Below are 21,823 nucleotides of genomic sequence, written 5' to 3'. Positions count from 1 at the left end.
ATGAAGTCCACATCCATTGCAAACGATCATTAAGCACATTAATACTGAGTATGTTCGTATTAATTACAACTGGTCGTTAAAAGAAAAAGCACCCGAGGGTGCTTTTTCTATATGTCTACTATAAATAGATACGTTTAAGAGTGCATAAAGCCACGACGTTTTTTGTAGGCTTTACGGTCATAAGAAGGGATATTTGATTGCTGGAGATCGATCGCCAGTTGTTTTTTGCGTTGAAACTGAACTTCGTTAAGAAGAGCAGCATAAATTTTGGGACGATCAGTTTTAAACTTATCTACATCCAATGGAATTTTCTCTTCATTTTTGACAATGTATAGAACAGAGCCATTGCCATTCGTTTCATAAACCGTCCAACCAAGCCGCACAGCATAGAGTCCGGTTTTCTGATTTTTACCTAAATAAGATTTAAAACCATCGGGATGAGGGCGAACATAAGCATTCATCATGCATCCTCCATCATTTGATTTATTTGATGAAAGCGACAATCAATGAATTGATGGGGAGTGGGACATCATATTCAGTAAAATCACGATTTCTAGTTGTTTATATATTGTTCAATTTTAAAATTTCAAGTGAGGGGGAAAACTGTCATTTACTGAGTTATGTAAGCTCAAAAATATTAAAAATAAAGCTTATTTTTTGAGTAATAAATTTTCAAGTTCATTCCTTGTTGGCAAGAAAAAATAGCTCACTATTCTGTATTTGTGTGATCGATTTTGCATATTTAAAATTGATGAAATCGTAAGTGAATTTAAGGTCAGTTTTAGTTAATTATTTGTTTTAAAATAATTAATTAATTTTTAATATTTCTTGTTACAACCATTTTGTCGACAATAGATGTACCTTTTTGACATATTTCGCCTAGCATAATTAAAGAGTTCGTTGCCTATGGTGTCATTTATGTTCATTGGACTTGTGGTCACCATTTTGTTGACTCCAGGCCCAACAAATACATTGTTAGCCTCTGCTGGAATACAGGCAGGAGTGAAGCAGTCTCTTAAACTTATTCCTGCTGAAGTGATGGGTTATCTCATTGCAATTACTTCATGGGGTATTTTACTTGAGTCCGTTTCACATTTTATTCCGTGGCTTCCACCCGTATTAAAGTTAATAAGTGCAACTTTTATTCTTTACCTTGCATTTAAACTTTGGACAACATCGACAAACGACATCAAATTAGACAATCCACTGATTACGCCTAAGGCTTTATTTGTCGCGACACTTTTAAATCCTAAAGCTTTACTCTTTGCTTCTGCTATTTTTCCACATGCAGCATGGGAAGTGTTTCACGTATATTTTATTCATATTGCTGTTTTTTTATCATTAATTACACCCATTGCTTTTTTATGGATTGCTTTTGGAACCGTATTAATTTCAAACAAAGTAACTTGGTTAAACCAACGTAATTTACAACGTACAGCTGCATTTATTTTAACTTTTTTTGCTATGCCAATCGGCTATTCAGCGATTAGCTCATTTTAAACTTAACTCGTTATTTATATTAAAAAATTTAATTTTCAGGAGATTTTTATGAAAAAATTAAAAGTAATTATTAAGGACCAGTTTAACCAAGAAACGATTGCTTTGGCAAAAGTTCGACCTATGAATGACCACGCCCTTGAACTTCATAAAAGCGTTGAACATATTGAAATTGATGACGATATTATTTTACCGAACATGGATTTGCTCTATGAAAACCCTAAAGACGGCAAAATTTATCAATTGATTGGAGCATTCAGCGAGGAATAGCTTTTAAAACATATTTGAAAATAACTAAAAGTAGAATATGTATTGAGTGTGATTTTCATTGGCGAACTTTTAGTTAGAATTGCTGAAAATAGAGCCAAACTACGTAATAGACACAATTAAAATATTGAAGATCCAAATAAGTTGTGGGACTATGCTTTTTGCAAAAGTGTGACCTAATCCACATTTTTGCATTTCAGGACTAAGTGGTTTTCACTAAGCCCATTCCTTCAATGAGAAGTAGGAATGGGCTTTTTCTTTGCATTTTATTCTTTAAATGTTTCATCTAAAGCTTGCTGAACGGCTTCAATACGTGATTTATACACTATATAAAGTATAAACTTGGTTGAAGCAAAAAGATTGTAGATTTTATAATAAAATATCAAAATTCAAAAACTTGTTTATTAAATTATTTCTCTTAAATCTACTCACAATAGAGTTTTAGTACTTGGAATTAACTTGTTTTAGGAAATTCATAATTAAGCTATGATAAAAATTAAAAAGCAGCCATAAAGTTTTCCTTAAATTTAAATAATTTAATATTCTACTTTTGAGATCCAGTATTTTGCAGAGATCTTATAATTTATTGTAATTTTTTAATTAAGAAAATAAATGTATTTAAATAATATTTAATTGATCTAAAATATATATCCTAATGTTTTAGTTTAATTAAATATTATTTATTGTTGTAATTAAGTGATTAATTCTGGAGTATTGACAAGAAGAAAAATATGTATATCATTCTTTGAATTAAATTGTATACAGATCTGTCTGTTTGTATTTTTGTTTTTATTAAATTAATTTAAATGATATTTTATAAAATATTATTCTATTGTTTTTGTTAAATTTTTTAAATTAATCCGCAAATTAAATGAAGGCTTATGAAGAAAAATATTATTAATACATTGTTTGAACATTCACAAAATCAACCAGATAAAATCGCTTTCTGTTATCATGATGTATTAGATGAGAGGAATATATCTAGTGTCACATATAATGAACTATATAATCTAGTCACTAAAGTTGGCTATAAGTTAAAAGAATATGTCACTTATGGGGATAGAGTATCATTAACACTTGCTAATTCAATCGAATATATTATAGCTTTTCTTGGTGTGCAAAGTATTGGTGCAATACCGGTTTCTTTAACAGCTCCGACAAAACAAGATAAGAAGGCTGAAAGATTGAAAGTAGTGCTCAATAATTGTAATCCTATCACAAGTATCGTTGACAAGTCTTTTACTCATAAAGATATTTTGAATTCGTATATTAATATAGAGGATTTACTTCTATCGGATAAATATTTGAATATCAGTGAAATTTCAATAAATGAAACAGCATTTTTACAATATACATCTGGTTCAACATCCGATCCTAAAGGTGTGGTCATAACACATAAAAATCTTTATTCTAATCATTTACAAATTAAAGAATCTTTTCAAACAACTAGTAATACAATTTATGGGACATGGCTTCCTATTTTCCATGATATGGGCTTGATTGGTAAAATTTTACACCCTATTTTTGATGGAAGTACGGTACATGCTATTAGACCAGAAAGTTTTTTAAGAAATCCCAAGCAATGGTTAAATATCATTAGTAAATATAAAGTGGAACTTTCAGCTGCACCAAACTTTGCATATGATTATTGTGTTGATAGAATTAATGATCATGATGACTTGGATTTATCTAGTTGGAAGTCAGCATTAAATGGTAGTGAGCCAGTATCATTAAAAACTATTGAGAGATTTTCTGAGAAATTTTCAAAAAATGGATTTAAATATGAAAATTTTTATCCAGTTTATGGCTTGGCAGAGGCTACTTTATTTGTAACGAGTCGGACTTCGAAAAATAATATTAATATTTTAGATTTAGATTTAGAGGCATTGAAAAATTCTAATGTTATAGAAAAAAAACCAAATAGTAGTTTTTCTAAAAAAGTTGTTGCATTAGGCGTTGATTGGGGGAAAAACTCTAAAACAATAATTTGGAATGATGAAGAAAATAGATGTTGTAATGAAAGTGAAGTTGGAGAAATAATTGTATCTGGAGATAATTGTAGTCCAAGGTATTTTAATAATAAAGAAGTAGCATCAACTCTGAAATTAGAAATAGAATTGATTAATCCAATACGAACAGGAGATTTGGGGTTTATCAGAAATAATGAACTTTATATCACGGGCAGAAAAAAAGAAGTAATTATTCTAAGAGGGAAAAATATTTATCCTGAAGATATTGAAGGAGTGGCACAGACAGTTAGTAATAAATTAATTAGACATGGAGGTGCGGCATTTGCTATAGAAACTCAGAATGAGCAAGAAATAATTTTAATCCATGAGGTTTTTAAAGATTTTAATCCTAATGAAGATGGTGAAGTTTTAACAAAATTAATTAAAGAAAATGTAGCACAGAATTTAAGGGTAAATATTGAGAATATAATTTTTATCCCTAAAGGAAAATTACCTAAAACGACAAGCGGAAAAATAGCAAGAAATAAAACTAAAGAAAGATTTCTTAATGAATTCTATACTTCCGATAAATATCTTTATTGTTTAAATAATAATCAAGACAAAATAAATGAAATGTCTTTATGGATTGATGAAGAATTTACAAAATTTGATTTCAAATTATTTGACGAAAGAAGATGCATTACGCCCAATTTAGTCCTAGCATTAGGAAATAAAGGTTTTTTTGGCATGACTGCATCAGATTATCAACAAAAAAATAAAAAAATTTCAATATTTCATACCATGAATTTTATCCGTAAGATTTCCTCTATAGATCTTACTTGTGCTGCATTAATAGGTATTCATAATGGCTTAGTACTATCACCCCTAGAAAAATTTGGTTCTGATTTACAAAAAAAACAATGGCTAGATTTTTTAAGAAGTGGACGAATATTTGGATCTTTTGCTTTAACTGAGAGTTCATCCGGATCCAATCCAAGGTCTATAAAATCCAAGGCTTATCTAAACGAAAATAATATATGGAGTATAAGTGGAGAAAAAATATGGATCGGTTCAGCAGGTTGGTCTGAGGTAACTTTATTTTTTGCTCAAAGTTATGATTCATTTAACAATTATTTAGGTGTAACAGCATTTTTACTACCAACAAATTTAAAAGGATTTGGCCAATCAGATGAAACTTTAACTATGGGAATGAGAGGAATAATACAAAATTCAATAATTCTAAATGATGTAAAAGTAGATAGTAGCTATATTTTAGGTGAAATTGGAAGAGGTTTTGATGTAATAGAGTCAACAATTAATTTTGGCCGACTAGGGGTAGCTTATATGGCTCTAGGTAGTATGCAAAGATCATTAAAATTAATAGCTGATTATACACAAAAAAGAGAAATTGTAGGTGGGTTATTGATAGATCATCCACTAGTCTCCTCAAAAATATTTGAAATTAGTATTTATACACAATCTATAAAATATATAGTAGATAAAATTGCAAATACATTAGATTCATCTATTTCTGTACCTAATGAACTTTTATCATTAATTAAAGCAATTGCGAGTGAGTTATGCTGGAATAGTATTGATAGTTTGCTTCAAATTTTTGGTGGTCGAGGTTATGATGAAGCAAACTCAATTCCACAAATGCTAAGAGATGCAAGACTCTTAAGAATATTTGAGGGTAGTTCTGAAGCATTATTTGAATTCGTAGGTCAGTGTTTAATTGATGAACAACCTAAAGTAATAACCTTTTTAAGAGATAATTATGGTTTTGACTCTTTAGAAGAAAATCTTAAAAATATTAAAAATGAAATATTGCAATTTGGGGAAAGTGAAAAATCATCTTTAGTGAGATTGTCAAACTATACATTAGGGTTATCATTTTCTTATTTATTATTGCAAGAAAGTTATAATAAAACTAATAATTCACATGATTTAAAGAATGAGGCTGCTGAGTGGTTTAAATATTCAAAAGACACAATATTACGTGATTTTTTTGTCAAAAAAAGACAAAATAAACACTTTATGAATTTTGAAATAATTGAAGGAATATGCCATGAAAATAATGATTTACCAAATTGGACAACTATAAAAACAAAAATAAAAAATTATCCTAATATTGATTTTAATGATGTTGAAATTATTAAGATGGATGAAAAAGAAAATATAGATAATATCAAAGTTTTTATTAAAGAAAAGAGCGATAATAAAGTGGATACGTATCACATAAGAAAATGGATTTTAAATTGGATTAAAAAAAGAAAAAATAATTCAATAAATATTGATTGTGATAAGAGTTTTTTTGAGGTGGGGCTGGATTCATTAGATGCCGCAGAGCTTGCATATAGTTTTGAAGATGAATATAAAGTAAAAATTGACCCTACTGTATTGTGGGAGTTTCCGACTATTAATAAACTTAGTAATTATCTTGTAAATAAGATGTAGAGGTATATATGGCTGAAATTGTTGTATTTGATATGGATGGCACATTACTTTCAAATGATTCGACAAAGCAATGGATTAAAGAGGCTTTAAAAGATAATATTTTTAGATTATCAGGTGCTATATTAATTATGCCATTAGCGATACCTTTAATGAAAATTAAAAAATATAAATCAATAGGAGCTTCATTATTTTTATGGTTGGCTACCGTTGGTTTAAGCGATACAGAATTACATGAAAGTTTTATAAAGTTTTCGGAAAAAATTAAAGCTAAATCGTACGATGATTTATATTGGTTCATGGATGGTATCCAAGAAATGCATAAACATATTGAAAATGGAAAAAAAGTTATTATTGTAACAGCTGCACCAGAAATATTAGCCACAGTATTGGTTAAATCTATAGGTATGAATGTAAATATTATTGGAACACCTTTAAAAAAGAAAATTGGAGGATGGATTGGTGGGGAACACTGTAGACATAAAGAAAAAGTTAGACGATTAGAACTCCAAGGTATAAAAGGACCATGGTTTGCTACATATAGTGATGATATAGAAGATGATTATCCTATTCTTATAAATAGTAAAAACCCTTACTTGATAAATAGTGATAGTAAAAAAATAGATAATAAACTAACTAATGTTATAAAACTTAAGTGGATTTAAATAAAAGGTTAATTATGAGTCTTGATTTAAGTAATATTTCATGGATTAGATTGCTTATATATTTGGTAATAAGTACTTTTTTTTTAGGTAACTTATCAACATACTTAAAAAGAAAGATATTGTGGCATGATGGATATAGTAGGAAATTAAATCATTTTGGTCATATGGTTATTTCAACCCCATTACTAGCATTTTTACCAGTAAATATTCTAATACCAACAGTATTTGTTGGATCTATCCTAGTTATTTTGATATATGGGTTGAGTAGTATTTCTAAGAAAAGATATATATATGGGATAGTTGAAGGTAGTTTAAGAGAAAGAGATAACCCTAGAAAGCGTTTTTTCTTTTTTTTCCCTTTAATTACTGGAAATATAGCATTAATTTTTTGTGTTTTAAATTATCCATTGGACTATGTAAGAATCGCTTTTTTTACGGTTGCTTTTGCTGATGGTTTTGCAGAGCCTGTAGGTTTGAAGTTTGGTGCTAATAACAAATATAAAGTAAAAGATTATATTTGGGGAGGTGAAAATAAAAAATCTGCAGCAGGATCTTTTATAGTATTCTTATTTAGTTTTTTGATTTGTTTTTTGTTTTTTCTTTATTTAAAAGAATTTTCTATATCTATTTTAATACTTTCCTTAATATATGGAGTATTAATATTTATAGTAGAAGCTATTTCACCTAGAGGAATGGATAATATGAATATTTTTATTTTTTCTCCATTATTTTTAATATTTTTAGATAATTTTTTTGTATAACGAGTTGGAAATAAAATGAATACTTATGATGATGTTATAGCAATAGTTGGATACAGTTATAAATTACCAGGCAATGTTTCTAATGAGGAAAATTTATGGGAGGTTCTGAATTCAAATAATCATGTTTATAGTGATGTATGTAAATCTGGGAGATGGAGCGACGAATTTCATGATTCTTCTAATATGCCTAGTCCAGGCAAAGCCTATGTTGCAAATGCTGGTTTATTAGAAAATATCAAGCAATTTGATAGTAATTTTTTTGATATTCCTGCTATTGAGGCAAATTATTTAGATCCACAACAAAGAATACTCTTAGAAACATCTTGGCATGCATTAGAACATGCGAATATAAATCCACATAAATTAAGAGGATCAAATACGGGGGTATTCGTTGGAGTAACAACAGATGATTATGCACGTCTACATTCTCAATCTGGTTTATTGATAAATTCTTATACAGGTATAGGATCTGCTAAAAGTATTGCAGCAGGTAGATTAGCATATTTTTATGATTTTAAAGGTCCCGTAATTCAATTAGATACTACTTGTTCATCTAGTTTAGTTTGCATTCATTTAGCATTGCAAGAGTTGAGAAAAAAGAGCTGTGATTTAGCATTAGTCGCAGGAGTAAATGCAATATTAAGCCCAGAAACTACAATTGGTTTTTGCGAAATGAAAGCATTATCAAAATCTGGAAAATTATCTGCATTTGATGACACAGCTGACGGATATATACGTGGTGAAGGTGGAGGAGTGTTTGTATTAAAAAGATTAAAAGATGCAGAGAAAGATGGTAACAATATCCATGCAATTATTTTAGGCTCTGCAATAAATCATGATGGTAAAACTAATGGACTAACAGCACCTAACCCTAATTCGCAAATAGCTGTAATAAAAGAAGCGATTAAAAATGCAAAATTAGAAATAGATGATATTGACTATGTTGAAACTCATGGTACTGGTACAAAGTTAGGTGATTTAATGGAGGCTAATGCCTTAGGTGCTATTTTTTCAAAGAAAAATAAAATTTTAGAAATCGGTTCTGTGAAAGCTAATATTGGCCACTTAGAAGCTGCTGCTGGTATCGCATCTTTAGCTAAAACAATGTTATTAATTAAAAAACGTAAAATCCCAGGGCAAGTTAATTTAAATCAAAAGAGTACAAAAATAAATTGGGAAAACTTGAATCTAAATATTGATTCAAGAAGTAGACAACTATCTCAAAATAAACAACTTAAAATTGGAGTAAGTGGATTTGGTATGAGTGGAACAAATGCTCATATAATTATTGGCGAATATTTAAAGAAAGATGAAAAATCTCTATTACCACATTCTTTATACACTTTCCCTTTATTTTTAAGTTCTGCAAAAAATGATGAATCATTGTCAAAAAATATAACAAACTTAAAAGCCATGATTTCTAAATCGAAAAAAAAATTTGAGGAAATAGATCAGTTAAGTATTTCTACGCAGAAGAATAGAAATCATTTTAAACAATATAGATCAGCTTTTTTTATCGATCATTCAGATTCATTAATAGATCTAAATTATCAAAAAAAACATGATAGTAATAATAGAGAAGAAATAGTATTTGTATTTGCAGGTCAAGGCACACATTATGCAACTATGGGAAAAGAATTATATAATAATTCCTCTATTTTTAAGATTTATTTAGATAGATGTGCTCAGACTTTTAATAAAATAACTGGTAAAAATTTAATAGACATAATTAATAATAAAGAAGATTGTTTGTTGAATCAGACTGAAAATGTACAACCAGCTATTGTAGCAATAGAAATTGCTCTGTCCAAGTTTTGGGAAAATTTAGGGATAGTTCCTACAGCTGTTGTTGGTCACAGTATTGGAGAATATGCTGCAGCAGTGACAGCGGGATGCTTAACTATAGAAGAAGCAATGGAATTAGTGGTTTTAAGAGGTGAAAGTATCGCTAATAGTAATGAAAAAGGAATAATGCTTTCAGTATCAGGTGAGATACAAAAAATAGAAAGTTTGATTGAAAAGCTACCAAATGAAATTGCCGTAGCAGCATATAACTCACCTATCAATATTACACTTTCATTATCTATAGCTGAAAAGGAAAAATGTTTAAATATTATTAAAGAATTAGGTGTCAAATATTTTGAGTTAACGGTGAGTTACCCTTTTCACTCAAAGTTATTATTAGAAGCATCAAATATTTTTTACAATGAAACGAAAAATATTGTAAGAAATAGAGAAAAAATTATTACTTGGGTGCAGACAGGAGATGATGCACCTAATCTGCATGAATATTTTGTTAATCAGATTACATCACCTGTTTATTTTGAAAAAGCAATTAGAGAGCTAGTTGAAAGAGGGTATAGTAAATTTTTAGAAATAGGAGCTAATCCAGTATTAGGAAGTAATATTTTAGCCATTAAGCCAGAAGCTGAAATTGCATATAGCTTGAAAAAAAATGGAATTTTAAAAGAAGATATTACAAAAAATTTAGCAAAATTATATTTAATGGGGCTTGATGTTAATTGGAATGAAGTTTCTTATGGGGCAATAAATAAAGAATTGCCATTATATTCATTTTTAAAGTCTGAATATTGGCTTCCATTGAATCTAGAAAATAGGGAAGTGGGTAATCTTTCTAATAAAGGTTTTAATATAAAAACAGTTGGTCATACAAATGATAAAGTGATTTTTTTAGTAAATTTAAATAAAATTGAGCAGCCTCATATATTAGAACATAATATATTTGATATTATGATTTTTGCAGGAGCAAGTTGGATTGCATTAGCTTTACAAGCTGGACAGAAAATTTTAGGTAATCGTCCAATATGTATCAATAATTTAAAATTTTTGAAACCTTTATTTCTAGATAAAAGTGCATATAAAACTAATATAAAATTAGTGTTTGAAAAAAAAGGATTAAATAATTTTGAATTTAAATTTTATTCAGAAGATGAAACTATTTTATTTTGTGAAGGTGTTGTAGGAAGACATGATTTTAAAAATATTAAAATTAAAAAAATGGAAAATTGGAAATATGAGGATTTTGAAAACTATAAAGATTTTTACTATAAATTTGATAGACAAGGATATACACTTGGAAGATCGTTTCAATGGATATCTAGTGGATTAGATAAAGATAGAGAAGCATTAAGAAAACTTAAGCAACCTATTCTAATACCAGATTTAAATTCATATTCAATATATCCTGGATTGTTGGATTCATGTTTTCATGCATTGTATTCACTAATTAGTAAAGATTTGAAAGCAATTAATGGGGATGAAATTGTTATTCCTTCTGAAGTGACGTCATTGGTATATCTAGGTAATACATTTGGTGAAGAAGAATACGATGTATATGCAACAACAGTTAATGATGAAGGAAAAAAACTTCCGAAATTATGCGGAGGATTCAATTTAGTTTCATCTTCAGCTGGTACAATAATTGAGGTGGAATCCATTAAATTTGATAGAGTTTCAAAAAAACTTTTACTATCTAATACTGAAGAATTGAATATTTTTGTTGGTAAAAAAAATTATATAAATTATACAGCTAGTAAAATAATAGAAGATGACAACTTAGTTGCTATAGAAGAAAATTTATTACCCAATCACATTACTTTTTCAGATTTTTTAGATTCTCCTGATGGAAGTAAAATAATTAAATTAATAATTAATGAATATCCAATAAAAGAGAATAGTGTCGATGTTATTGTTGAAGATTGTATATATATAAAAAATTATGTTTTTAATACTATAATACCAGTTGTAAATAATGGAGAGAAAGTAAAAATTTATGCTTTTATAAAAAATGTAATGTTAGATAGCAATATAAATGTTAATAATAGTGGTATTTTTGGTTTTTTAAAAAGCTTGGCTTCCGAAATTGAAAATTTATCAATTGTCTTTGTAGATAGTAGGTTTAACAAACCAAATACTTTACTTGATAAAATAGTATTTTTAAATAATATAGATGCTGGTGATTATCTATTTGAAGATGATGTGCTAAAAAGAATGGAGATCGTTCCACTATTAAAAGAAAATTGTAATACTCATAATGATAATGATTTATCTCAAGGTGTTACTATTGTTATAGGTGCAGGTGGATTATTACATCCTACATTAGATTGGTTGTTAGAATCTGGTTCAAAAGATATTGTAATTTTTAGTCGATCTCATATTGATATAAAATTAGAAAATAAAAAAAATGCGAAAATACAATTTATAAAAGGTGATATCTTAAATGTTGAAGATGTAAGAAATTTATTTGAATTAATTTATAAAAATAATAAGAAAATTATAGGGATAATTCATACAGCGGGCAGTCTATTAGATCAATCATTCTTAAAAATGGATGAGTATAGTTTAAGAAAAGTAATTGAACCAAAGTTACAGGGATGTCTAAATATTGAAAAATTTTGGAAGCTAGATGATTTAAAATTTTTTATTACCTATACTTCTATTGGAATATATTATTCATCAGCAATGCAGTCAAATTACACAGCTGCAAATAGTGCAGTAAATAGTTGGGTAATAAAAAAAATAGGAGAAGGCGTACCAGCTAAGAGTATTGCATTGGGACCTGTTAAAGCTGGAATGGCAGATGAGTTAGATTCTATACATGTACAGCGCTTACATAGATTAGGAATAGATTTTATTCCAATAGAAAAAATAAAAGAATTATTAACTATTTCTATTAGAAATAAATTTCCAATAGTTGCATATGCTGTCAAATCAGAAAAATTTGCAAATAAAGAGAAAAATGCAGTTAATCTAGAAAATATTTCAGAAGCAGAAGTTACAGCAAAATTGTTGAGTTATATTTCAACTTTATTAAGTATTAAACATACTGAATTAGACCCTGAATTGTCATTAATGGATTTAGGAGCAGATTCTTTATTAGCTGTAGAGATATCAAGTTGGATACAAAGTAATTTTCTTTTATCAATTTCTATGGAGAAATTATTAGGTAGTAATAATCTTAAATCAATCGGATATGAAATTCACTCTAAAATTCATAAACCTATAGAAGTCAAAAAAAATCAATGGTTAGCAGGAGAAGTTTAATGAATAGTAATATAAATTCTGAAAAAATTGTTTTTGATTATGCTAAACAGGGAATTAGACTTTGGGTAGAAAATGATAAGTTGAAATATCTGGTAGCTAAAAATTGCATATATAATAATGAAATGATTTTAAACAAATTAAAGGAGAATAAGGAGCAAATTATTAGTTTTCTAATAAGTGAAAATTGTTTTGAAGTTGCTTATCCAACGTCATATGAACAGCGGTCATTATGGTTTTTAGATACAATTGATAAAATAGGCCCAGCTTATAATATTTTTACTGCTATTGAGATTGATCCAACTATTGATTTAATAAAGTTGAAAACTAGTATATTGAAAATATTATCAAGACACGATATATTAAAAACAGTTTATTTCATGCAGTTTGGTTGCTTATGGCAGAAAATTATATCTAACGATATTTTTTTAGAAATGATTAATGATATTGAATATATAAGTGAAATTGATGATAGCTTATTTAAAGATAAACTCGAAGAGATAGCTAAGAAAAGATTTGATTTGAAAGAAGGGCCAGTTGTAAATTGCAAAATAATCCAAAGAAACGTTAGTGGAGTGGATAGATACTATTTTGTATTTTGTGTGCATCATATTGTCGCTGATTTTAATTCATTACAAATATTACAAAAAGAAATTACAGAATGTTATTTTGGTAAGGATTTGTATTCTGTTGAAAATAATTATTTTGAAACAATTGATATATTTGAAAATGAAGTAATATATTCGGATTCAATAAAATTCCAATTAGAAAATCTTTCAAAACTCCCGGAAATACCGGACTTAGGTTGGAAGCATAGCTTATCAAAATCGAATTCGTATATGAATTTATCTTGGGAGTTAGATTCAAAAACATCTACTTATTTGAGAAAAATTTCAGAAAAAACTGGTGTTACTATTTTTTCAATAATTTTTTCTATTTATGCTATTAGTATTGCAAAGTTAAGTAACAACAAACGAATATTGATTAATTTGGCTACAACAGTTACTAATAGAAATAATAATTTTGTAGTAGGAAATTTTTCAAATTTAGTACCCTTTATTATTGATGTGGACGATAATGATAGTTATAAATTAATTTTTGAAAAAGTTTTTAATAAAATACTTTTATCGGAGAATTATAGAAATATTCCATTTTCTTTATTAATTGAAAAAATGGGTCTTTCTAACGTAGATTTTAGATCACCATTAACACCACTTACTTTTGCATGGCATAGTGGTCAAATAAAAAATATATTAAAGTTAGGAAATACATATAGCGAATCTAGGCAAATAGGTTCTTCTGGTGATTTAATGCTTACTGCAAGAGATATTAATGGGGTCATTGATTTTAAGTTATGTGGAAATGATAATAAAGTAACTAAAATAATGTTATTGTCCTTAAAACAAAAAATTTTGGACTGTATAGGTGATGTCACTTTAGATTTAGAGAAAAAAATTACGGAGGTAAATAATAATGAGCTCAATTTTAATGAAAAGATTAATGAAAAAAAATCTTATGATTTTTTTGATAAACTAGAATCTTATTTAATTGAAGATGAGTCTAAGATAGCAATAAAAGCAAATAATAATGAGATTAGTTATGAAGATTTGCTCTCTAAAGCTAAGAAAATATCAGGAATATTAAATTTTGGAGGAGTAGGTTTTGGCGATAAGGTAGTTGTCCACCTGGATAAAAATATAAATTTAGTACCATTTATATTGGGTGTAATTTTATCAGGAGCGACATATGTACCACTTGATTTGAACTTGCCAGCAGATAGAATAAAAACTATTTGTGATGAGGCAAAACCTAAATTGGTAATATCAGATGAGGAGGATTTTAATTTTTTTAATATTTCTAAAAAGAGTACTAATTCATTTGAAGATTGTGAATCTATAAAATATATAAAAAATAATTTAGAAAACACTGTTTCTTATATTATTTATACATCTGGTAGTACTGGTATTCCAAAAGGGGTTCCTATTACATTTGAAGCATTGAATATTTTTTTAAATAATTTAAATTCAAAAATTTGTCTTAATAGAGAAACAAATTTTCTAAGTATTAGTAGTATATCTTTTGATGCATCAATTGCAGAAATATTTTTACCTCTGTTTTCAGGTGCAAAACTTATTTTGAGTAATAGTCATCATGCAAAAAATCCAGAAAAAATTAATCAATTAATACAAGAAAATGATATTAATGCGTTACAAGCTACTCCTACGACTTGGAATAGCCTATTAATTAGATATCCTAAAAATACATGGAATCTTGATGCATATTCTATGGGAGAAGCTCTACCAACAAAATTGGCACAGAAATTAATAAAAAGCGTTAATAATTTATGGAATTTATATGGACCTACGGAAGCAACAGTATATGTTACAGCTGATAAATTTGATCCTTTAGATGAGGTACAAAATTCATCAGATTTCATTCCAATTAAAAATATATTCGATAGTAGTAATTTATATATTTTAGATCACAATAATATGCCAATTTCATCAATTGGTGGTGTTGGTGAGTTATGCATAACAGGATCTCAATTATCTAGTGGATATTTAAATAGCAATAATAAAAGTTTTTTACGTATCACTTTAGAGCATAGTGGAAAGGAAATTAAAGTTTACAAAACTGGTGATTTAGCTAGATATAATCTAGATAATTATATTGATATTATTGGTAGACTCGATAATCAAGTTAAAATTAAAGGCTATAGGGTTGAGTTAGGGGAGATTGAAGCTATTATTAGATCTCATCCAAGTATTGAGAATTGCTCTGTAATATATACTGAAGTCATCAATCCTAAAATACTAGCTGTAGTAGTTGGTCACGAAATTGAAATTGAAATTTTAAAAAAATATTTAGCATCAAAACTTCCTTTATACATGCTCCCGACTGAAATACGGATTATTCCAAGTTTACCGGTTAATAATAATGGAAAAGTTGATAAAAAGGCTATAATGAGTTATTTTGAAGTTGGAGAGGTTGAATTAATTGTTAATTATAAAAATAATGAAAAAATTGAAGATAATTTAATTTGTATTATCTCTAAGATTATGGGTAGAGTTATAGATGATAAGTATTCTAATTTGTTTAGTCTGGGGTTAGATTCACTTCAATCGGTTACACTTAAAATGGATATTTTGAATGAGTTTTGTGTAAATTTATCAATGGAAGAAATTTACAATTTCTCAACTATTAATGATTTGTCAAATTTAATAGATAGCAAAATAAATAAAATTTCTTATGAAAATCATTATTCTTTTGAAAGTGACATGGATTTGCCCAATATTGTTATTCCTCTGAATGCGCCTGAAAAAATTGAAAACGTTCTTTTAACAGGTGCAACAGGATATTTAGGAAGTCGTGTTTTAAAAGAATTAATTAATAAACCTAATATTGTTATTCATTGTTTAGTACGATCTGCTGATTGTGACCAAGCAAAACATAGAGTTTTAAAGGCACTTGGTGATAAGTATGATCTTTCAAAATTAAAAAATGTATACTTTATTAATGGATTTCTTGGAGCTTCAAATTTTGGAATGAAATTTGATGAATATATTACTTTATCACAAAAAATTGATTCTGTTATACACTGTGCTGCATTAGTAAATTTTACGTTACCTTATTCCGTAATGCGTGAAAATATTGTATCTACAAAGCAGATAATTGAATTTTGTTGTTTATCAAAACTAAAATATCTTAATTTTATTTCTACTTATAGTGTACTTAATCCAAAATTAAATAAAATTTCAGAAACCTTTTTTACGGAAAAACATGAATTTATTAACTTCGGTTACGCTGAAAGTAAATGGGTATGTGAACAGCTTTTATTAAAGGCTAAGTTAATGGGACTGCCATGTAAAATATTTAGACCTTCTAGAATAATCAGTGATGTTGATTCAAATGATTTAAATCTGAAAGATTTTTACTCTGTAGTATTAGCGGGTGCAATTGTTTCTGGGTATGCGCCAATTGAAACTGGAGTTGATAACTTTGTAGACGTAAATAAAGTTTCCTCAGTTATTGTAGAGGAATCAATTAATCAAAAAAATAGCAATAGTATTATTCACTTATGTGGAAAGAAATGGACAGCTTGGGATAATATTATTAAGCTTTTAGAAGTTTCAGCTGAAAAAGAATTTAAAAAAATACCTTATTCTGATTGGGTTGAACTTGTTTATAAGTTATCACATGAGCATTCTAGTTTATATCCTTTCAAAGAAATTTATCCATTTCTTATAGGTATGGCTAATAGTTTAAGAGAGGTATTTAAGAATTATCATCCAATCATTGATGTAAATTTGAATAATGATATTGATGTCATTTTCACAAATGAATTAATAATGAAACATTATACTCAAATATGTAAATTTCATTCTGCTTAAGTTGTTTTATTATGAATAGTGAAAAATTTTATTATATTCCTAAAATTAAGAATAACATAAAGCGTCGGTTATTCTGTTTTCCATTTGCGGGTGGATTAGCTAATTATTATTTTGCCTTTGAAAATTTTGTTCCTGATGATTTAGAGATAGTTGCTATACAATATCCTGGTCGATTTGGTAATAATGATCAAAATATTCATAGTATTGATGAGCTTGTAAATTTTATTTATAATAAGATTTCTCATTTACTAGACCTGCCTTTTTCTTTTTTTGGTCATAGTATGGGTGCTATCGTAGCTTATGAATTAAGTAAAAAGATGCAAAATAATTTTAATATTATTCCACAATATTTATTTCTTTCAGGACGATCTGCCCCAGAAAATAGAAGAAAAACATATATTCATACTATGAATGATGTGGATCTTGTTAATAAACTTATATCCTTAAATGGCATGCCTAATGAACTTATTAGTAACAATTTACTTTTAGAGCAGTTTTTACCTGCAATACGTAATGATATAAGACTAATAGAAACATGGTACTTAACTGATAAGAATAAATTAAAAATTCCTTTTATTCTTTTTAATGGTGATTCTGATCCAGAAGTAAATATTAATGATGTGGGGAATTGGTCGTTATATACATTTAAGAATATTGTTAGTTATATTTTTTCTGGCAATCATTTTTTTATTAATCAACATAAGGAAGAGGTTATTCATTTAATTCTTAATGAATGGACTTCTTGTACTATATAGGTAATTGAAAATACATATTATGAAAAATCAGAATATTAGTAGTTTGGAAAAAAACAGTTTTAATGTGGTTGATATTGAAAACAAATTAATGGATATCTGGAAAAGTATATTGGGCAATTGTAATTTTAATATTGAAGCAAGTTTTTTTGAGCTTGGAGGTGATTCTATATTAACGATTGAACTAATTGAAGCTATAAAAAAGAATTTTAATTATCAGTTTACTATCACATCAATTACTGCAAACCCATCTATAAAAATGATGGCTAAAGTAATCAATGGTACAAATACAGCGGATATTCAGACACAAATTGTTCCATTGCAAACACAGGGTTTAAACAGTCCATTCTTCGGAATACATCCATTATTTGGTTTAATTTATCCTTATGTGAATTTGGCTAAAGAAATGGGAACTTCACGTCCATTTTACGCCTTTCAATCTAAAGGATATAATTCTGATACTGCTCCAATAGAAAGTATTGAGAAGCTGGCTGCATCATATATCTTAGATATGAAAAAAGTACAACCTATAGGCCCATATTTAATCGGCGGGTGGTCGTTTGGTGCTATCGTTGCTTATGAAATGGCGAGACAATTACGTGAAAATGGTGATTTTGTGGATCGTCTCATTCTAATTGATTTAGCTACTGATTCATTAGAAAAATTTTTTCAAAAAGTGCCTAAACATATTCTCGTAAAAAGATTTTTAGAAATTACTAATGAGGCCTTGATTAGTTTTGATCCGTCCTTTAAAAATAGTAATCTCTTATTTTCTATATTAAAAAAACCAAAAAGTTTTTTATTGTTTTTCTTAAAAATTTTAATTCCTATGTGTAAAATAGGGCTAACAAATAGCAATGCTGCAAAAAAATATATTTTAAAACCTTATACTGGTCATGTGACACTTATACATACTGCAGATCCAGAATTTACAAATATTCTAACTCCTGAGTTAGGATGGGATAAAATAGTTAATGGTCAGTTAGATGTATATAAAATTCAAGGTGATCATCTTAATTTACACAAGTATCCTTATGTAGTTGGTCTTGCAGCAGCATTAAATAATGCATTAGATAATAAATAACGATTTGGTGATGAAATGAAAATTATAGATATTGGTGTTTATCTACCTAAAGAAAGAGCTTGTGTTATTACAGAAAGTAAAGAAGGAAGATATAGTTCTTTAGAGTTAGAATTTAATAAATATATAGCTATTGCAATAGAAAATGAACTTTACCCACTTGAAATGGCATATGAGTCATTTTTATCATTAAAAAATAATAGTGTTCTAAATGATCTAAGTTTTTTAATTCATAATTCTTTTCATTATAATGGTTATAGCTATTATCATTCACCAACCTGTTGGTTGCAAAACAAATTAAATATTCCAGAAACAATTGGTCTGAATGTTAATCATGGATGTAATGGGCTTATGTCAGTTTTCATGGCTTGCAATATTTTACGCAATGAAAAAAATAAATCAATTTTATGTACTTTTTCTGAAAGATTTAATATTAGTAATTTTTCAAGATGGTCTGTCGATTATAACGTTATTTATGCTGATGGCGCATGCTCGGTAATTATTAGTAATGATGAAGCTCAGACATCATTGGCTAATATATTAGCAGTAGAACATTTCACTACCCCAGAGTTAGAAGGTTTAGTTAGATTAGATGTCTCTGACTTGGAGCATACTTTTGATCCTCATGATATGAGATCAACAAAACGTAGCTTTATTAGAGATAAAAAAAGTATTGACGAAATTCAGAAGATTTCAGCTAATGCAATTCATTCATTACTTAATAAAATTAAAGTTAGTTTAAACCTAACTGATAAAATTGAGGTAGACCATCTTATTCTACCTAATTTTGGTCATAAAACTTTACATAATGACTATCTTCCTCATTTACCCAAACCTAAAAAAACAAACTCAATAGATTGGGGATTAACATTAGGACATGTTGGCTCAAGTGATTGTTTTATTAGACTAAAAAATATTATTGATAATAAGGAAACTGTGGCTAAGGATAGGGTCTTGATACTGAGTTTAGGAGCAGGCGTTACTTGGACCATGGCTCTTTTAGAAATGAATTAAAGGCATTGTGATATGTATCAACTTAAATTAAATAATTTTTTAAATAAAATTTTAATCTTTTTAGCACTAGCAATAAGTATTGATTTTTTATTCTTTCCTGTTGAACTACGTAGACCTTTGTTATATAAAATCATTGGTCCTGATTATGCTATTAATCAACTTAATGCTTTTTCCTCTAACCCAAAACCTATTTTATTGCATGTAATACTTGGATTGTTATTTATTTTTTTAATGTTAATACAATTATCTAGGAATATTAGAGAGAGAAATGCGAAAATTCATAAAGTATCAGGCTATTTATTTTTGTTGTCAGCAAATTTATTAGCTCTAACTGGTGTTATTGTGTCCCTTCTTTATCCTTTTGCTGGAGTAATAGCTGTTGTTCCAAACTTATTTTTTGCCTTTCTTATAGTTTTTTATAGTTTAGCTGCTATTACAACTGCTAAAAAACGTTTATTTATAAAACATCAGATTGCTGTTAGTAGAATTATTGCAATTTCTTTAGGTATAGTATTATCACGATTATTTTTAATTTTTTTTATAAATGTTTTTGATGTTCCTGAACGTGAAGCTATGGCTCAAGTTTTTTGGTTGGGATCAGGTACACTTTATTTTTTAAATGAATTTATTTTTGTCGAAAAATTAAATAAAATTAGATGAAATTACTTTGATAAGGTGTTGTTGTGTGTGTTGAAATTCATTTGCATATTTATAAAAATACTTTTATTGATTTAAATTGTGTGTATAAATATTTATCTAATTTTGAACTAGTAAGATTTAATAAAATTGTCTTTTCTAAAGATAAATATTTATATGCAATGTCTAAAATTTTATTAAAAAAGATCATTTGTGAAAATTTTAATATTGAAATTAAAGATATTGTTATTGATTTTACAGCTGAAGGTAAACCATATTTAAAATGGCCGAATAAAGATTTTTTTTTAATATTTCTCATACTGAAGGAGCGATTGCGATCGCAATTGCTCCATTTCAAATAGGTGTTGATGTTGAAAACGTATATAATCGTATTTTTTCTGATAGAATATTGAAATATGTTTTTCATGATAGTGAAATAAGTTCTATTAATGTAAGTTTTAACAAGAATAAGGAAAAATTTTTCTTTTGGACAAGAAAAGAAGCAATATTAAAAGCATCAGGAGTAGGTTTGATTGATGACCTTTATCTTATTAATACTAATTTGTATAATGTTTTTATGTTTAAAAAGTTTTGGAAAATTATTTCATATGATTTAAAAAAAATCGGTATAGTGTGTTCACTTAGCTATGAAGGTGATAGTGACTTTCCAGTAAGATTTTATTTAAAATAATTATTTTATTGGTTTATTTGGGGATGCATTTTATTTTGATAGTATAATATTCTTATAGTTTATTATTTAATATTTACAACGTACGGCTGCATTTATTTTAACTTTTTTTGCTATGCCAATCAGCTATTCAGCGATTAGCTCATTTTAAACTTAAACCAATATTTATATTAAAAATTTTAATTTTCAGGAGATTTTTATGAAAAGATTAAAAGTAATTATTAAGGACCAGTTTAACCAAGAAACGATTGCTTTGGCAAAAGTTCGACCTATGAATGACCACGCCCTTGAACTTCATAAAAGTGTTGAACATATTGAAATTGATGATGACATTATTTTGCCTAACATGGATTTGCTCTATGAAAACCCTAAAGACGGTAAAATTTATCAATTGATTGGAGCATTCAGCGAGGAATAGCTTTTAAAACATATTTGAAAATAACTAAAAGTAGAATATGTATTGAGTGTGATTTTCATCGGCGAACTTTTAGTTAGAAGTGTGCTGAAAATAGAGCCAAACTACGTAATAGACACAATTAAAATATTGAAGATCCAAATAAGTTGTGGGACTATGCTTTTTGCAAAAGTGTGACCTAATCCACATTTT

General features: G+C 27.8%; 15 protein-coding genes and 1 pseudogene. 15 read left to right on the top strand and 1 reads right to left on the bottom strand.

What is annotated here, in order from left to right; translation table 11 throughout:
* Positions 1–134: 134 nt before the first annotated feature.
* Positions 135–464, bottom strand: a complete 330-nt coding sequence (locus F935_RS09595) for a hypothetical protein (RefSeq protein WP_016138745.1) — start codon at positions 462–464, stop codon at positions 135–137.
* Positions 465–906: 442 nt separating this feature from the next.
* Between F935_RS09595 and F935_RS09590 the strand changes: the two genes are divergently transcribed.
* The 15 genes and pseudogenes from F935_RS09590 to F935_RS09525 all read left to right on the top strand — a co-directional run bounded on the left by F935_RS09590 (position 907) and on the right by F935_RS09525 (position 21,634).
* Positions 907–1,500, top strand: a complete 594-nt coding sequence (locus F935_RS09590; RefSeq protein ID WP_004793584.1) for a LysE family translocator — start codon at positions 907–909, stop codon at positions 1,498–1,500.
* Between the two features lie 48 nt (positions 1,501–1,548).
* A complete protein-coding gene (locus tag F935_RS09585) occupies positions 1,549–1,767 on the top strand; it encodes a hypothetical protein (RefSeq protein WP_016138744.1) in 219 nt (72 codons plus the stop codon).
* An 878-nt stretch (positions 1,768–2,645) separates the two neighbouring features.
* The gene (locus F935_RS09580; RefSeq protein WP_016138743.1) at positions 2,646–6,170 is read left to right on the top strand and encodes an AMP-binding protein; all 3,525 of its coding nucleotides are present in this window, start codon (positions 2,646–2,648) and stop codon (positions 6,168–6,170) included.
* 8 nt (positions 6,171–6,178) lie between these two features.
* Positions 6,179–6,832, top strand: a complete 654-nt coding sequence (locus F935_RS09575; protein WP_016138742.1) for an HAD family hydrolase — start codon at positions 6,179–6,181, stop codon at positions 6,830–6,832.
* A 14-nt stretch (positions 6,833–6,846) separates the two neighbouring features.
* The gene (locus F935_RS09570) at positions 6,847–7,593 is read left to right on the top strand and encodes a diacylglycerol/polyprenol kinase family protein (RefSeq protein ID WP_016138741.1); all 747 of its coding nucleotides are present in this window, start codon (positions 6,847–6,849) and stop codon (positions 7,591–7,593) included.
* A 15-nt stretch (positions 7,594–7,608) separates the two neighbouring features.
* Positions 7,609–12,657, top strand: a complete 5,049-nt coding sequence (locus tag F935_RS09565; protein WP_016138740.1) for a type I polyketide synthase — start codon at positions 7,609–7,611, stop codon at positions 12,655–12,657.
* Entirely contained in the window at positions 12,657–17,045 is a 4,389-nt protein-coding gene (locus F935_RS09560; RefSeq protein ID WP_016138739.1) for an AMP-binding protein, read from the top strand. Before F935_RS09565 ends, F935_RS09560 begins: the two co-directional genes overlap by 1 nt.
* Before the next feature lie 11 nt (positions 17,046–17,056).
* The gene (locus F935_RS09555; protein WP_016138738.1) at positions 17,057–17,800 is read left to right on the top strand and encodes a thioesterase II family protein; all 744 of its coding nucleotides are present in this window, start codon (positions 17,057–17,059) and stop codon (positions 17,798–17,800) included.
* 19 nt (positions 17,801–17,819) lie between these two features.
* On the top strand, positions 17,820–18,881 hold the full coding sequence (locus tag F935_RS09550) for a thioesterase domain-containing protein (protein ID WP_016138737.1): 1,062 nt from the start codon (positions 17,820–17,822) through the stop codon (positions 18,879–18,881).
* Positions 18,882–18,896: 15 nt separating this feature from the next.
* Positions 18,897–19,892, top strand: a complete 996-nt coding sequence (locus F935_RS09545) for a 3-oxoacyl-[acyl-carrier-protein] synthase III C-terminal domain-containing protein (protein WP_016138736.1) — start codon at positions 18,897–18,899, stop codon at positions 19,890–19,892.
* Between the two features lie 12 nt (positions 19,893–19,904).
* Complete coding sequence (locus F935_RS09540; RefSeq protein WP_016138735.1) at positions 19,905–20,552, top strand: DUF2306 domain-containing protein; 648 nt, start codon at positions 19,905–19,907, stop codon at positions 20,550–20,552.
* A gap of 23 nt (positions 20,553–20,575) precedes the next feature.
* A complete protein-coding gene (locus F935_RS19235; protein ID WP_016138734.1) occupies positions 20,576–20,890 on the top strand; it encodes a hypothetical protein in 315 nt (104 codons plus the stop codon).
* On the top strand, positions 20,839–21,219 hold the full coding sequence (locus F935_RS19230; RefSeq protein WP_080645579.1) for a 4'-phosphopantetheinyl transferase family protein: 381 nt from the start codon (positions 20,839–20,841) through the stop codon (positions 21,217–21,219). The genes F935_RS19235 and F935_RS19230 overlap by 52 nt, the downstream gene beginning before the upstream one ends.
* 73 nt (positions 21,220–21,292) lie before the next feature.
* Positions 21,293–21,367, top strand: a pseudogene (locus tag F935_RS18750) (LysE family translocator); the annotation flags it as partial.
* 48 nt (positions 21,368–21,415) lie between these two features.
* Positions 21,416–21,634: a hypothetical protein gene (locus tag F935_RS09525; RefSeq protein WP_004793583.1), complete on the top strand. Its 219-nt coding sequence runs from the start codon at positions 21,416–21,418 to the stop codon at positions 21,632–21,634.
* Positions 21,635–21,823 lie beyond the last annotated feature (189 nt).

Origin of the sequence: Acinetobacter calcoaceticus ANC 3811 (assembly GCF_000399665.1) — a bacterium.
GTDB classification, from domain to species: Bacteria; Pseudomonadota; Gammaproteobacteria; order Pseudomonadales; family Moraxellaceae; genus Acinetobacter; species Acinetobacter calcoaceticus_B.
This window is presented reverse-complemented; position numbering and strand designations above follow the sequence as displayed.